13 protein-coding genes are annotated in these 15,413 nt (G+C 63.9%); 6 read left to right on the forward strand and 7 right to left on the reverse strand.

Going from position 1 to position 15,413, the window contains the following annotated elements; all coding sequences use genetic code 11:
• Nucleotides 1-7 precede the first annotated feature (7 nt).
• The gene (locus IAG25_RS00780; protein ID WP_187603066.1) at nt 8-1,369 is read left to right on the forward strand and encodes an MFS transporter; all 1,362 of its coding nucleotides are present in this window, start codon (nt 8-10) and stop codon (nt 1,367-1,369) included.
• 12 nt (nt 1,370-1,381) lie between these two features.
• The gene (locus IAG25_RS00785; RefSeq protein ID WP_187603067.1) at nt 1,382-2,317 is read left to right on the forward strand and encodes a hydroxymethylglutaryl-CoA lyase; all 936 of its coding nucleotides are present in this window, start codon (nt 1,382-1,384) and stop codon (nt 2,315-2,317) included.
• Between the two features lie 13 nt (nt 2,318-2,330).
• On the opposite strand, the gene IAG25_RS00790 is transcribed toward IAG25_RS00785, so the two are convergent.
• Complete coding sequence (locus IAG25_RS00790) at nt 2,331-3,098, reverse strand: alpha/beta fold hydrolase (RefSeq protein WP_255503457.1); 768 nt, start codon at nt 3,096-3,098, stop codon at nt 2,331-2,333.
• A gap of 249 nt (nt 3,099-3,347) precedes the next feature.
• Here IAG25_RS00790 and IAG25_RS00795 point away from each other — a divergent pair, with 249 nt between their 5' ends.
• Nucleotides 3,348-4,709, forward strand: coding sequence for an MFS transporter (locus tag IAG25_RS00795; protein WP_187603069.1), 1,362 nt, complete (start codon nt 3,348-3,350; stop codon nt 4,707-4,709).
• 77 nt (nt 4,710-4,786) lie between these two features.
• Nucleotides 4,787-5,776: a D-2-hydroxyacid dehydrogenase family protein gene (locus IAG25_RS00800; RefSeq protein ID WP_187603696.1), complete on the forward strand. Its 990-nt coding sequence runs from the start codon at nt 4,787-4,789 to the stop codon at nt 5,774-5,776.
• 33 nt (nt 5,777-5,809) lie between these two features.
• On the opposite strand, the gene IAG25_RS00805 is transcribed toward IAG25_RS00800, so the two are convergent.
• Nucleotides 5,810-6,784 (reverse strand): helix-turn-helix domain-containing protein, encoded by a 975-nt coding sequence (locus tag IAG25_RS00805; RefSeq protein WP_187603070.1) that lies wholly within the window; start codon nt 6,782-6,784, stop codon nt 5,810-5,812.
• A 93-nt stretch (nt 6,785-6,877) separates the two neighbouring features.
• Between IAG25_RS00805 and IAG25_RS00810 the strand changes: the two genes are divergently transcribed.
• Both IAG25_RS00810 and IAG25_RS00815 read left to right on the forward strand, forming a co-directional pair.
• Nucleotides 6,878-8,122 carry a DUF1479 domain-containing protein gene (locus IAG25_RS00810; RefSeq protein WP_187603071.1) on the forward strand — a complete coding sequence of 415 codons (1,245 nt, stop codon included), beginning with the start codon at nt 6,878-6,880 and terminating at the stop codon, nt 8,120-8,122.
• A 50-nt stretch (nt 8,123-8,172) separates the two neighbouring features.
• Complete coding sequence (locus tag IAG25_RS00815) at nt 8,173-9,420, forward strand: ABC transporter substrate-binding protein (protein ID WP_187603072.1); 1,248 nt, start codon at nt 8,173-8,175, stop codon at nt 9,418-9,420.
• Nucleotides 9,421-9,430: 10 nt separating this feature from the next.
• Here IAG25_RS00815 and IAG25_RS00820 read toward each other — a convergent pair whose 3' ends face one another.
• From IAG25_RS00820 to IAG25_RS00840, 5 genes are read right to left on the reverse strand one after another with little or no spacing between them, the layout of a single operon-like run.
• A complete protein-coding gene (locus IAG25_RS00820; RefSeq protein WP_187603073.1) occupies nt 9,431-10,234 on the reverse strand; it encodes an amidohydrolase family protein in 804 nt (267 codons plus the stop codon).
• A complete protein-coding gene (locus tag IAG25_RS00825) occupies nt 10,231-11,238 on the reverse strand; it encodes a hydroxyacid dehydrogenase (RefSeq protein ID WP_187603074.1) in 1,008 nt (335 codons plus the stop codon). Before IAG25_RS00825 ends, IAG25_RS00820 begins: the two co-directional genes overlap by 4 nt.
• A complete protein-coding gene (locus IAG25_RS00830) occupies nt 11,235-12,296 on the reverse strand; it encodes a LacI family DNA-binding transcriptional regulator (RefSeq protein WP_187603075.1) in 1,062 nt (353 codons plus the stop codon). The genes IAG25_RS00825 and IAG25_RS00830 overlap by 4 nt, the downstream gene beginning before the upstream one ends.
• 19 nt (nt 12,297-12,315) lie before the next feature.
• Entirely contained in the window at nt 12,316-14,211 is a 1,896-nt protein-coding gene (locus tag IAG25_RS00835; RefSeq protein WP_187603076.1) for a TRAP transporter large permease, read from the reverse strand.
• Nucleotides 14,212-14,226: 15 nt separating this feature from the next.
• The gene (locus tag IAG25_RS00840; RefSeq protein WP_187603077.1) at nt 14,227-15,258 is read right to left on the reverse strand and encodes a TRAP transporter substrate-binding protein; all 1,032 of its coding nucleotides are present in this window, start codon (nt 15,256-15,258) and stop codon (nt 14,227-14,229) included.
• Between the last annotated feature and the right edge of the window lie 155 nt (nt 15,259-15,413).

Consider the following 15,413-nt stretch of genomic DNA (forward strand, 5'->3'; position numbering starts at 1 on the left):
GACAGACATGACACCCGACATCGGCAGCTTCGACAGGCCGGACGCCGAAGCGACCTACGGCAAGATCACGCGCAGGCTCATACCGTTCCTGTTCCTGTGCTACGTGTTCGCGTTTCTCGATCGCATCAATATCGGCATCGCGCAGCTCGACATGAAGCACGACGTGGGCTTCAGCGATCTCACCTACAGCATCGGCGCGGGCATCTTCTTTCTCGGCTATGTGCTGATGGAAGTGCCCAGCAATCTGCTGCTCGCGCGCATCGGCGTGAAGCGCACGTTCTCGCGCATCATGATCCTGTGGGGCTTGATCGCGGCGGGCACGGCGTTCGTCACGCTGCCTTCGCATCTCTACACCGTGCGCTTTTTTCTCGGGCTCGCGGAGGCGGGGCTTTATCCCGGCGTGATTTTCTATCTCACGCGCTGGTATCCGGTCGAGCGGCGCGCCAAGGTGATCGCCATCTTCACCTGTGCGACCGGCATCGCGGGTCTTTTCGGCGGGCCGCTGTCGGGCGCGCTGATGACCTACTTCAACGGCTACTTCGGCCTGCACGGCTGGCAGTGGATGTTCATCGTGCAGGGCTTGCCGGCGAGCGTGCTCGGCGTGATCGCGTTCTTCTTTCTCGATGACGGTCCGCAGCAGGCGAAGTGGCTCACCGAGCGCGAGAAGGCCGTCGTGCTTCACGACATTCGCCGGAGTTCGAGCGTTTCGACGACCCACACGGAGCACACCTTCGGCCGCGCGCTTCGGGACTTCCGCGTCTATGTGATGGGCTTCGTGTGGTTCACGCAGATCGCCGGCGTATTCGCGATCGGCTTCTGGCTGCCGACGCTCATCAAGAGCGCGGGCGTGTCGAGCGCATTGCAGATCGGCTGCTATTCGGCGATCCCGTATTTCGTGAGCTGGATCGCGCTCATCATGCTGAACCGTCATTCCGACCGCACCATGGAGCGGCGCTGGCATTGCGCCATCGCGATGGTGTTCGGCGCGGCAGGCCTCGTCGTCGCGGCGTTCACGACGGGCAACCTCGCGTTGTCGCTGGCGGCGCTGTCGGTGGCGACGGCGGGCATCCTCGCGCCCAATCCGCTCATCTGGGCGATCTCGACCGATTACATTCGCGGCAGCGGCGCGGCGGGCGGCGTCGCGGTGATCAATTGTGTCGGCCTGCTTGGCGGCTTCGTCAGTCCGATGATCATCGGCTCGATCAAGACCATGACCAACAGCATGGCGGGCGGTCTCGGCGCGATCGCGCTGCTGATGGTGCTCGGCGCCATCGCCGCCGTGGTGCTCGCGCCTGCGACATCGACTGCATCGGCTACCGCCGGACATACCGATGAAAGCAGCGATGCGGTCGCCGATGCGACGATCTGAACCGGAGCTCACATGAACGATAGAGAAGTGCAGATTCGCGAAGTCGGCTTGCGCGACGGCTTGCAGATGGTGCGCACCATCCTCACGAGCGAGCAGAAGCTCGAATGGTGCGCGCGTCTCGTCGATGCGGGCGTGACCGATATCGAAGTGACGTCCTTCGTGCCGCCGAAAGTCGTGCCGCAGTTCGCGGACGCGGTCGAGGTCGCGGCGGGCGCGCTTGCCATCGACGGCCTTCATGCCGCGGCGCTGGTGCCGAACCTGAAGGGCGCGCAGCGCGCATTCGACGTGGGCCTCGCCAAGGTGCATTACGTGCTGTCCGCGAGCAACGAGCACAATCTGAAGAACGTGCGGCGCAGCACGGCGGAGTCGGTGGACGACTTCGTGCGCATCGCGGCGGCGCGCGACGAACTTAGCCGCGATATCGTGCTCGGCGCGGGCGTGGCGACCGCGTTCGGCTGCACGATCGCGGGCAAGGTGGACGAAAGCATCGTGCTGGGTCTGGTCGAAACGCTCATCGAAGCCGGCGCGCAGGAGATCACCATCGCCGACACGGTCGGCTACGCGAATCCCGCGCAGGTGCGTGCGCTCATGCGGCAGGTGCTGGCGCTTGCGGGGCAGGTGCCCGTCGCCTGTCATTTTCACGACACGCGCGGTCTGGGCCTCGCCAACGTCATGGCCGCGCTCGATGCCGGCGTGCGTGCGTTCGATGCCTCGCTCGGCGGTCTGGGCGGCTGTCCATTCGCGCCCAACGCGACGGGCAACATCAACACCGAGGACACGGTGTTCATGCTCGAAGCGCAAGGCCTGCGCACAGGTATCGATATAGACGAACTGCTGGCGATTCGCGAGACGATCGCCGCATGGCTGCCAGGCGAGCCGTTCACGGGCGCGATCGCCCGCGCGGGATTGCCGAAGACCTTCGTGCATCGGCAGGCAATCGCCGCGTGAGTCGCTCGAAGGCTTAGGACGCCGCCGCGAGCCGTTCGAGCAGATCGGCCAGCAGGACGGGCGCGAGTACCATCGCATCGTGGCCTGTGTCGATGCTCTCCCAGCCCCAGTCCGGCTGTCGCGACCGAACGTGTTCGCGCACGTGCGCCAGCGTGTCGTACGAAGGATTCGCGCAATGCACGTAGGTGCAAGGCAGCGCATTGCCGGGCGGATGCTCGAGCAGAAGCGGCGTGGTATAGGTCGCGAGCGGATGCGGCGTGAGCCGCCGGAGAACCCAGCCGGCAAGCGGATGATCGTCCGGAATGCCGGTGCCCTTCAAGCCGCTGACCGGCATGCCGAGTGACTGGCCGCTTGCCCTCACCGATTCGCGACGCTCGTCGACCACGCTTGCGGGCAGGACATCGAACGCGCACTGTCCGCTTTCCACGAGCAGGCTGTCGAGGAATACGATGGTGCGCAGCGCGTGGGGAATACGATCGGCGACGCCCGATGCAACGAGACCGCCATAGCTATGACCCACGAGCACGACATCGTTCAGTTCCTCTGCTTCGATGACGTTGACGATATCGGCGATGTTCACATCGAGCGACGTTGCCGATGCGATCAAGTGATGGCGCTCGCCGAGTCCGGTCATCGTCGGCGCCATCACGCGATGGCCGCGCCCGGTCAGTTCGTCCATGACGGATCGCCAGACCCAGCCGCCGTGCCAGGCGCCGTGGACCAGGACGAAGTTGAAGCGAAGCGGGGTATCGGGCGAGTCGTTCCGTGTGGTGTCGTTCAAGCCGGTCTCCTGATCGATGCATGCGTGCATGAAAGCACGGTGAATCGTCGCAGAGATAGAGCCGCTACGCAACCGATCGACGGGTGCTTCGAGCGTAGCCGGTTACTGGTTATCACCGATATAACCCGGGCGTCTCACCTGATCGGTACTTTTCATTATCTTCGCGCATCGATGTTTCTTAGACTGACCTGATTGCCGGATTCTCGAGCCGATCACATTAGCCCTAGCCGCAAGACATGGAGACAGCGAGTGAACCAGTCCGTTCTAGAGTCCGATCCGACATCAGCCGATTCTCTCGAGTCCGGCTCGAGCGCAAGCGCGCGCGAGCGCGCGCTCTATCTGCGAGTCACGCTTCGCATCGTGCCGCTGCTCTTCGTGTGTTACGTCGTCGCGTTCCTGGATCGCATCAATGTCGGCTTTGCGAAGCTGCAGATGCAGGATGCGCTCGGCTTCAGCGATAGCGTCTATGGTCTGGGCGCCGGCATCTTCTTTCTCTCGTACTGCCTGCTGGAAGTGCCGAGCGCAATGCTGCTCAGGCGCATGGGCGCGAAGAAGACCATCGCGCGCATCATGATCTGCTGGGGAATCGTCGGAGCGTGCTCCGCGTTCGTGACGAACGTCCCTCAGTTCTATGCCGTGCGTCTGCTCCTGGGCGTCTTCGAAGCAGGCTTCTTCCCAGGCGTGATCTTCTACCTGAGTTCATGGTTTCCGGAGAGAAGGCGCGGCGTGATCATCGCGTGCTTCATGGTCGGCTTCCCGGTCGCGGGGCTCGTCGGCGGACCGGTGTCGGGATGGGCGATGACGAGTCTTGCGCACGTCGCCAACCTCGCCGGATGGCAATGGCTCTACATCGTCGAGGCGTTGCCGGCGGTCGTGCTGGGTCTCGTCACGCTGTTCCTGCTCGACGACAACATCGACAAGGCAAGATGGCTCACCGAAGCGGAGAAGAGCGTGCTTCGTCAGGGCTTCGAAGTGGAGATGGAGCGAAAGCGCAGTGCCGGGCAGCATGGTCATGCGAAGCTCGCCGAGGCGCTTTCGGATCCGAAAGTCTATATGCTGGCGTTCATCGATTTCGCCTTTGTCTGCGGAACCTATTCGGTGACGTTCTGGCTCCCGACTGTGATGAAAGACGCGGGCATTTCGAATCTTTCCCTGCTCGGATGGCTTTCCGTCATACCCTACGGCATGGGCGCGATCGGCATGGTCGCGATAAGCCGAAGCTCGGATCGGATGCTCGAGCGCCGGTGGCATGCGGCCATCGCGGGCTTCATAGGCGCCGTCGCGTTATTGCTCGTGTCGCATCCGACTAATTCTCCCGCGCTGACCGTCGGGTTGTTGACGGTTGCCTGCGTCGGCATCTTCGCCACGAACGTGCTCATCTGGTCGCTCGCAGCGGACTATCTGAATGGCTCTCCGGCGGCCGCGACGAGCATCGCTTTCGTCAATTGCATCGGCTTGCTGAGTGGTTTTTGCAGTCCGTTCGTCATCGGATGGCTCAAGACCGCGACGGGCACGCTCGTCAGCGGCCTTTACGTGATGACGGCAATACTCGTGGCGGGCATTCTCGTCATGTTGCTCGGTTTCAGAGGCCGGGGCGAAGCGCAGGCATGATCTGCAACGAGAGGACCGATGCACAGGATGACGGACGTATCGGCCGAATTCGATTCGACAGGAACAGACTGAGACATATGCACAACATTGCCATTCTCGATGATTTCCAGAACACCGCGCTTCGATTCGGAGACTGGGACAGCTTGCGCGAACACGCCAACATCACCGTCTTCACGAACACGATCAGTGACGAGGACGATCTGGTCGAGCGTCTGCAACCCTACGACATCCTGTGCGTGATGCGCGAGCGCACCTGGTTCACGCAACGCATCCTGTCCAGGTTGCCGAATCTGAAGTTGCTGGCAAGCACGGGGCCGTGGAACGCAGCCATCGATATCGAAGCCGCGCATGAACTCGGCATCACGGTTTGCGGGACCGCATCGTCGCCAACGGCCGCGGCGGAACTTGCCTGGGCGCTTATCCTCGCGGCGACGCGGCACATCCCGAGCGAAGTCGCTTCGTTCCGGAACGGAGGCTGGCAAGTATCGGTCGGTGGCGACCTGCATGGCAGGACGATCGGACTTCTGGGCCTCGGCTACACCGGCGGCGCGACCGCGCGGGTGGCGCAGGCTTTCGGGATGCGCACGATCGCATGGAGCCAGAACATGACCCGGGAGTCGGCCGCGAAGCATGGCGCGCTTTACGTGCCGAAGGAGGAGCTGTTCGCTTCCAGCGATATCCTCTCGGTTCATGTACGGCTATCGGACCGAACGCGGGATCTGATCGGCGCAGCCGAACTGGCCACGATGCAACCGCACGCCTTGCTGGTGAACACCGCGCGCGGACCGATCGTCAACGAGCAAGCCCTGATCGATGCCTTGCGAGAGAAACGCATCGCGGGCGCGGCGCTCGACGTTTTCGATCAGGAGCCCTTGCCGGCAACGCATCCGTTCCGCTCTCTGGACAATGTGATAGCGACGTCGCACATCGGTTACGTCACCGATGAGTCTTATCGCATCTACTATGGCGAGTCGGTTGAAAACATTCGAGCCTGGATAGGCGGTACGCCCGTCCGCGTGCTTACGCCAGCGAAACGCGAAATCAGCTACATCGCGCAGAGTGCATAGACGCGCGTTTGCAGCCGACATGGCTGATACCGGCTAAGCGTCGACCGCTTCGCCGTTTCGCCGCCGCGCGGCTTTCGTTTTTCGTTGCAGCGACGGAGACCGTTCGGTCAGGCTGGTCGCCGTGTCCTTCTCCGCGATGCCCGCAGCCAGAAACCGACGCCGATACTCGGCCGGCGTCGTCTGCTTCGCGGCCTTGAACTGCCGATTGAAATTGGCGACATTCGCAAAGCCCGAGCGGGCAGCGATGACGGAAATGGGCAAGGACGTGTCGCCCAGCATCCGGCACGCATGGCCGATGCGAACCCGCGCGATATACCGTCCGACGCTCTCGCCGATATGCTGCACGAAATAGCGCGTCAGCGTGCGTTCCGACAGGCTGGCCGCCGCGCAGAGCTCCGCGAGCCGCAGCGGTTCGGCGAAGCGGGCATCGATCATCGAAAGGACGCGATTGATCCTCTCCGGTTCGTGGCCGGATGGGCCCGCGTTCGTCTGATTGAACGCGCTCGGCGACGCGAGCGGATGGCCGGGCGCTTCGCCGAGCGTGCACAGAATATCGAGCGCCGCGCTCAGGCGTTCGCGTGGCGCGTTCGAGAGCAACGGCCCGAGGCGGCCGCGCATCCATTCCCCTACAGCCGGCTCGAAAGCGAGTCCGCACGCCGCACGGCGCAAGAGCTTGCGAAGCGGCTCGTATTCACGGCAGCAATCCGCCATGCGCCGCGCCCACTCGCCGTCGAACCAGATGACGATGGCGACTTGCGGCAAGCCGGAATCGATCGACCGGTTCGATGACCACGTATGCGGCAAATCGGGCGGCACGAGCACGAGATCCTCGGCCTGATAGTCGTTGACCGAATCGCCGATGTAGCGCTTGCCCTGGCTGTTCATCGTCAGCGTCAGCTCGTATTCCGGGTGGTGATGCCATTCGAACGGAATGCGCGGAAGCCGCCGATGGTAAACCCGCACCGAACAATCCTCGCCGAACTCGACATGTTCGTACGCTGGTTTCATGGCCGAAAGTGCGAATGAATTGCCTGAATAGTATCACCCGCGCCTGCGCCGGCGTCATATGCTTTTCGCACAGAAATTTACGTGGAGACGATCATGGCGCTGAAAATCGATGACTTGTCGAGCGCGATCCGGCAGGCGAAAAAGGAACTGCGCGCGGCGCTGCCGAACTACCGGGAAGTCTTCGCAGAAGTCGAAGAATCGATCGGTGAAGAAGCGAAGCGAATCGCCGCGCAACGCGATCGCGGAGAGAACGTCATTCCCGAGATCCGGTTCTCCGACATCGCCGGACAACGTGTGAGCGCGGATGAAATTGCGCTCGTCAAATCGCGCGGCGCATGCGTGATCCGCAATGTCTTTCCTCGCGAGCAGGTGCAAAGCTGGGACGACGACATCGCGCAGTACGTCGAGCGTAACCATCTCGACAAGCGCCTCGAGAACCGCGCCGAAGACAAATACTTCGGGCAACTGGCATCGAGCAAGCCGCAGATTTACGGCGTGTACTGGTCGAAGCCGCAAGTGCTGGCGCGTCAGTCGGCGTCGCTCACGGCCGCGCGTGTCTTTCTCAACAAGCTCTGGCGCAACGAAAGCGAAGGGCGCGTTCACTTCGATCCGGAGCGCGTGCCCGTCTATGCCGATCGTCTGCGCCGCCGGCCGCCCGGCTCGGCGTCGCTCGGGCTGTCGGCGCATTGCGATGGCGGCTCGGTCGAACGCTGGATCGAAGGCAATTTCCGCAAGGTGTATCGACATGTGTTCGCGGGCGACTGGCGCGATTACGATCCGTTCGATGCCGCCTTCCGCCCCGATGTCGAAGAGATCGCATCGCCTGCCGTCTGCTCGATGTTCCGCACGTTCCAGGGCTGGACCGCATTGACGCCGCAAGGCCCTGGCGACGGCACGCTGCAACTCGTGCCCATCGCCAACGCGATGGTGTACATCCTCCTGCGCGCCCTTCAGGACGATGTCGCCGACGACGATCTGTGCGGCGCGATGCCGGGACGCGCGCTCTCGATCAAGCCGGAATTTCACGCGCCGCTGTTCGAAGCGCTGTCGTCCATCCCGAAGATGGAAGCGGGCGATACCGTGTTCTGGCACAGCGACGTCATCCACGCAGTCGAAGACGAGCACAAGGGCGCGGGCTACAGCAACGTGATGTATATCGCCTCCGCGCCCGCATGCGCGAAGAACGATGCCTATCTCAAACGGCAGTCGCCGAGTTTCCTGAAAGGCGAAAGTCCGCCTGACTTCCCGGCCGATCATTTCGAAACCGATTTCACGGGCCGCGCAACAGTCGACGATCTGTCGCCGCTCGGACGCGCGCAACTCGGGCTCGACCTGTAGCCGGCAAAGAACGCGTCGCATCACTCATAAAGACAAAATCGGAGACTGCAATGAATCACTCACTGACGTCGGCGGCAGCGGCCGTCGCGCTCGTCATCGCCGGTACGCATGCGGCACTCGCCGCCGAACAGATTTCGGTCCTGCACTGGTGGACGTCCGGCGGCGAATCGAAAGCCATCCGCGTGCTCAAGGACGACATGAGCAAACAGGGCTACGAGTGGAAGGACTTCGCTGTCGCGGGCGGCTCGGGCACGGCGGCCATGACGGCGCTCAAGACGCAGGTGATTTCGGGCAACGCGCCATCGGCTGCGCAGATCAAGGGGCCGCTGATTCAGGACTGGGCCGACCAGGGCGTGCTCGTCACGATCGATCAGGCGGCATCGGACTGGAAAAGCCAAACGCCCGCGCAGATCGATAAAGACGTGAAGGCCGGCGGGCATTATGTGGCGGCGCCATTTTCGGTGCATCGGATCAACTGGCTATGGATCAACAAGGCGGACCTCGACAAGGTGGGCGGTGCGCCGCCCACGACATGGCCGGAGTTCTTCGCGCTCGCCGACAAGTTTCGCGCAGTGGGCATCACGCCTGTCGCGCACGGCGGTCAGCCCTGGCAGGACATGACGATCTGGGAGACGGTGGTGTTGTCGCAAGGCACGGACTTTTATCGCAAGGCGCTCGTCGATCTCGATCAGAAAACGCTGACGTCGCCGCAGATGGTGCAGGTCTTCGAGACCGTGCAGAAGATCCGGACTTACTTCGACAAGGCCTATCACGGCCGCGACTGGAATCTCGCCACCGCGATGGTGATTGCCGGAACGGGCGGCATGCAGTTCATGGGCGACTGGGCAAAAGGAGAGTTCGCCAACGCGAACAAGAAGGCCGATGTCGATTTCATCTGCGCGCCCGCGCCGGGCACATCGAACGCCTACACGTACACGGCGGATGCATTCGTGTTCTTTCAGCAGAACGGCAAGAAGGACGCGACGCCGGGACAGCTCGCGATGGCCAAGACGATCATGTCCCCCGAGTTTCAGGAGCAGTTCAGTCTCAACAAGGGTTCGATACCCGTCAGGCTCGATGTGCCGATGGACAAGTTCGATAGCTGCGCGAAAAAATCGCGTGCGGACGAACAGGCGACGATCAAGTCGGGCGGATTCTTTCCTTCACTGGCCTTCGGCGAACTTCAGTCTCCGGTGACGGCCGGCGCAATCACCGATGTCGTGACGAATTTCATGAACTCGAACGAGGACGCGAAAGAGGGCGTGCGCAAGCTCGCTGCCGCGGCGAAGGTCAAGTAAAGGAATTCGATCAGAAGCCGTACAACGCCGCCGGATTATCGACGAGTATCTTGCGGCGAGTCTCGTCCGTTTCCACGAGCCGCATCGCCCAGTCGAGCATGCGCGTGTTGTCGGGAACGGGCTTGACGTTGGGGTGCGGCCAATTCGATGCCCACACGCCGCGCTCGGGAAATCGTGTCGAAATCGTGCGAACGAGCCACGACACGTCATCGAAACCGGGCGCGCCGTCGCGCGAACTTTCGTACGGCGCGGACAGCTTGATCCAGCAACGCGGCCCGTCGAGCAGACGGCACAACGACGCGAACCCGGGGCTTTCCGGCGTGACCGGCGCGAGAAACTTGCCGAGATGATCGATCACGAGCTTCGACGGCAAGCGCGCGAGCATCGCTTCGTGTTGCGGCAGCGTGTGGCCGTCGAGTTGAAGATTCACATTCCAGCCGAGCGGCGCGATGCGCGCCGACATATCCACGAGCGCGTCCCACGGCAACACGCCGCCCGGAAGCATCATGAATCGCACGCCGCGTATGCCCGCATCGTGCAGACGCTGGAGTTCGTCATCGCCGACGTCGGGCGGCACGACCGCGATGCCGCGCGCGCCGTCGCCGAGCTGCGCGATCGCCGCGAGCGTGCAGCGGTTATCGAAACCGTATCCCGTCGGCTGCACGACGATCGCGCGCGAGAAGCCCAGCGCGCGCTGCACGTCCCGATAGGCAGAGGCAGGCGCGGGCGGCGGCGTGAACGTCGCGCTCGCGGCCAGCGGATAACCCTTCTCGTACACGTGAATGTGGCAATCGCACGCGCCTTCGATGTTCATCGCGCGTCCGCCTGCAAGTGGAAACCCGAAAGGCGGAACGCATGCGCCGCATTCACCGCGCCGGCCGGCACGCGGCCCTGAAACAGCGCTTCGGTCTGCGCGACCGTTTCCATCGACTGATGCTCGATCGCGCCCGGCGTCAGTCCGCCGATATGCGGCGCGGCGATCACACGCGGATGCGCCGCGAGCTTCGGCGCGGGCATCTGATCGGCGGCGCGGCCCACATCGAGCGCGCAGCCCGCCAGATGACCACGCTCCAGCGCGGCGAGCAACGCGTCATCGTCGACGAGCTCGCCACGCGCGGCGTTGATGAAGTACGCGCCGGGTTTCATCGCGGCGAAGCTTTGCGCGTTCATGAGATTCGCGGTCTGCGCATTGGCGGGCGCGAGGCACACGACGAAGTCGGACTGCGCGAGCAAGTCATCGAAACGCACGTGTTGCACGCGGGCATCGTCGACGGTCGCGTATGGATCGGACACGAGCACGCGCATGCCGAATGCCAGCGCGAGATCGCACAGATAGCGCGCAATCTGTCCGTAGCCGATCACGCCGAACTTGCTGCCGCGCAACTCGCGGCCCATCTTCGGCACGGGCGCTTCGTGGCGGTGATACGCCTCGGCATACGCGGTCGTGCCGCGCGCGAGATCGAGCATCGCGCCGATCACCCATTCGGATACGGAGGGCACGAAGCCCGCGCTCGCCTGAGTGACGAGCACGCCCATTTCGCTGGCGGCATCGACATCGACGGTGCGGATATCCACCGCGCAGCGCACGAAGGCGGCGAGCTTCGGCAGCGCCTCGAACAATGCGCGCGGCGCGGGCGTCTGCCGGTACGCGATGATGACATCGGCATCGCGCGCGGCGTCGGCGAGTTCTTCGGTCGTCAGTTCGCGGTCTTCGGCGTTGTACGCGACGTCCGCAAACCGCGCGAGCGCAGCCGATGCGCGCGCGCCGAAGTAATGGTCCAGCATGTGCCGGGGATGACTCACGAAAACCTTGTTCATATCCTCGTCCTGAATTGCTTCGCGGGCCGCGCGACCGACTCGCGCTCGACCAGCGTGATATCCGTGAAAAGCGCCTGCTCGGATGCGGGCATCGGTTCGTCGTGCGGACGCATCGCGCGTTCGACCATCGCGGCGGCCATCGCGGGCACCGGAAGCTGGACGGTGGTCAGCGCCGGGTTCGAGATTGCCGCGAGGAAATGCCCATCCATGCCGACGATCGACACGTCTTCGGGCACGCGCAAGCCGCATTCGCGCAAGCCCGCCATCAGGCCGAGCGCCATCAGATCGTTGACGGCGACGACGCCCGTCGGACGCGCATCGTCTTTGGCCAGAAGACGCGCGAGCGCGCGGCCGTTTTCGGCGATCATCGAATCGCCGTATTCGTTCACCGGGCCGCTGTCGAGCACGCGCGCGTCTTTCGACAGGCCCGCATCCTCCGCCGCCGAAAGAAAGCCGTCGATCTTGTCGCGGCGGCTCATCGTCATGCCGGTCAGCGTGGCGAAGGCGAGCCGCGTGTGACCGTGCGCGATCAGATGCCGCGTCGCGATTCTCGCCGCCTCGAAATTGTCCGGCGTGACGTGCTCGACACGCGTGGTTTCGCCTTCGGTCGCGCGGCGGTCGTAGCTGACGACGACCATGCCGCGCTCGACGGCGGTTTCCAGATGGCGCTCGTTCGCGAGCGACGAGATCACGATCACGCGCCGCACGCCTTGCGACAGCAGGTCTTCGAAGAACGACGCTTCCTTCGCCGGATCGCGATACGTATTGCCGATCATCACGCGATAGCCGTAGCGCTCCTGCGCGCAGGTTTCGACTTCGCGCGCGATATAGCCGTACATCGGATTGGCGATCGACGGCACCAGAAGTCCGATCAGCGGCGTCTGCCCCGTCTTCAACTGACGCGCGAGCGTGCTCGGCCGGTATTGCAGCGCGCTCATCGCGGCCTGCACGCGCGCGAGCGTTTCCTGGCGCATCTGGTCGGTGCGGCCGTTGAGCACGTTGGATACCGTGCTGACGGACACACCGGCCTCGCGGGCGACATCCTGAATGGTGCTCATAAGGTTTTGCTTCTGCCGGCTACAGGCCGAGCCGGGTCGGCAACCACAACGAAAACGACGGCACCAGAATCAGCACCACCAGTGCGACGCACAGCACCAGCAGGTATTTGAGCATAGGACGCGCCACCGCTTTCATTTCCGTGCCCGTGATCGCGCAGGTCGCGAACAGGCCGAGGCCGACCGGCGGCGCGAACAGGCCGAGGCCCATCGCGACGACGATCACCGTGCCGAAATGCAGCGGGTTGATGCCGAGCTGCGTCGCGATCGGCGTGAGCAGCGGCCCGAAGATGATGAGCGCGGGCGCGCCTTCCAGCACCGCGCCGAACACGATCATGATCAGCACGGACAGCAGCAGGAACATCGTCGGTCCGTATTGATGCGCGAAGGCGATCATCGAATCGGACACGAGCGCGGGAATCTGCTCGATGGTCAGCGCGAACGACACGCTCGACGCCGCCGCCACGATGAACAGAATGCTGCTCGCCATCGACGCCGAGCGCACGAACACGCGCGCGACCGATTTCGGCGTGAGTTCGCGAAACGCCAGCCAGCCGACGACGAGCGCATAGACCACGGCGAACGCGGACACTTCCGTCGATGTCGCGATACCCGAAGTCACGCCCTTGCCGATCATCGTGATCATGACGAGCGCGACCAGCGCGCCGCCGGCAAGCGGCATCCACGCTCGCGGGTTGGAGAGCGCATCGGCGAGATTGATGCGGCGTCCGAAGATCACCGCGACGATCGCCAGCGCCACCGCCAGCACCGCCGCCGGCACGACGCCCGCGAGAAACAGCCCCGCGATCGAAATGTTCGCGACGAAGCCCATGATAATCATGTTCACGCACGGCGGAATGGTCTCCGCCATCACGGCGCTGCAGGCGAGCAACGCGGCGGCTTCGTTCGGGTCTTCCTTGCTCTGGCGCACGGCCGGCATCACGACACCGCCGACCGCCGCGATATCCGCGAGCTTCGAACCGGACACGCCCGAGAAGAACGCGGTCGCCATGATCGTGATGAGGCCGAGACCGCCGCGCACGCGTCCGAACATCCGCAGCAGGAGTTCGATCAGGCGTGAGGACATGCCGTTGGTTTCCATCAGCAGGCCGGCGAGCACGAAGAACGGAATCGCGAGCAGCACGAAGTGATCGGTGCCGGCCATCACCTGCTGCGAATAGACGAGCATCGGCAGGGACGGCTCCGCGAGGAAGTACAGCAGCGCCGAAAACGCGAGCACGAAGCCGATCGGCACGCCGAGCACGAGCCCGCCTATGAAGCCGGCCATCAGCAGGAAGCCGGGCCTGAGCGCGTGATCGGGCACGAACGCGTTCCACGCGAACACGGCCGCGGCGAGCAGCACGCAGCCGATCAGCGTGCCGAGCACGGTCTTGCGCGCGCCGTTGACGGCATTTGCGAGCGCGAACACCGTCATGAAGACGCTGCCGATCACGAGCGGATAGACGTTGATCCACGCGGGCAGGCCGCTCGGCGTCATCTGTCCGTAGGAATCGATCAGCAAGAGACACGACGACACGCACAGATTCCCCGCGACGCCCGCGATCACCCAGTGTCCGACATGCACGAGCGGGGTCTGCCAGCGCCTGGGCAGCATGCCGCGAAACAGATCGACGCCGACATGCTGGCTGCGCCCGAGCACCGTGGCGGCGCCGAAGAACACCAGCACGATCATGAGCGCGCCGGCGACTTCCTCGGCCCAGTCGAACGGATCGTGCAGAAAATAGCGGTAGATCACAGAGAGGAACACGACGAGCACGTCGGCCGCCAGCACGGCCGCGCACAAGTATTCGATCCAGTGCATGAGGCGCACGAGGCCGCGCGCGAGCACGGTCTCATGGCCGAAGCCCGGCGCGGCGAGCTGCGCCTCCGGTCCGGGCGTCGCGGAGAAAGTGGTCATGGTGTGCCTGCCTCGTTAGCCGCGCGTGGCGGCGATGGCGGTGAAGAGCGGCGCGGTCGCGGGATACTGCTTCGAGAAGCTCGCATACAACTGCGACTGCATCTCGCCGCGCGCGGTGTCGCGGTCGGCCTTCGACATCGGATAGAAGGTCATGCCGCGCTTTTTCAGCTCCTGCTCGGCGCTGGCAGCCGTCTGGATGGCCGAGACGCGCTGCTTCGCGGTTGCGTCCTGCGCCGCCTTCTGAAACGCGGGGCGCAGGTTCTCCGGAATCTTTGCGAGCGCGCGGCGGCCCATCGCGACGACGAGCGGGCTGAAGACGTGCTGCGTCTGCCAGCACGACTTCACGACTTCGTCGTACTTGCTCGCGAGCACGGTCGCGCAGTCGTGCTCGAAGCCATCGACGACACCTGTTTGCGCGGCCATATACAGCTCGCCGATGGGAATCGGCGTCGGAACCGCGCCCATCAGCTTGAAGGTCTCCATGAAGGCGGGCGTGGGCAGCACGCGCAGCTTCACGCCCTTGATATCGGCGAGCGATTGCGTGGGCTTCTTCGTGAACACGTTGCGCGCGCCGAACGAATAGCCCCACGTGAGCACCGAGCAGCCCGCGCGCTGTTGCAGCATGGTGTCGAACGACTTGCCGACGGTGCCATCCATCGCGCGGCCGACATGGTCGAAGTTGTCGAACACGTAGCCGAGATCGAGCATGCCGAGTTCCGGCAGCACGGTCGCCCAGATCGACGAGCCGGTGACCATCATGTCGACCGCGCCGACCTTCACCTGCTGGACGACGTCGCTTTCCTTGCCGAGCTGGTTGTTCGGGAAATAGTCGATGCGAATCTGGTCGCCGACGCTCGCCTTCAGGTTCGCCGCGAGATTCTGATACCACACGTAGTGCGCGGCGTTTTCGTTGGGCGGCATCGATGACGAGAGCCGCAACGTGGCAGCGGGCTGGGCGCGCACGATCGCGGGAAAACCGGCTCCCGCCGCCGCGAGCGAGGCCGCCGAGGCCGTTTGAAGGAATCGTCGCCGGGAAATCGAATGCATGGTGTTGTCTCCTGGATGCCGCTCCGAGCGCGGGCGGACGGGTTCAGTGCGACACCATGGGGCGGCGCGACTGTATCGATTTAGTGTATCGATACAGTAAGTCATCGGATCGGGCGGTCAAATGGGCGTTTACCCGCAACCGGGGCTCACTATGC

It is taken from the genome of Caballeronia sp. EK (assembly GCF_014384845.1).
In the GTDB taxonomy this organism is placed as follows: Bacteria; Pseudomonadota; Gammaproteobacteria; order Burkholderiales; family Burkholderiaceae; genus Caballeronia; species Caballeronia jiangsuensis.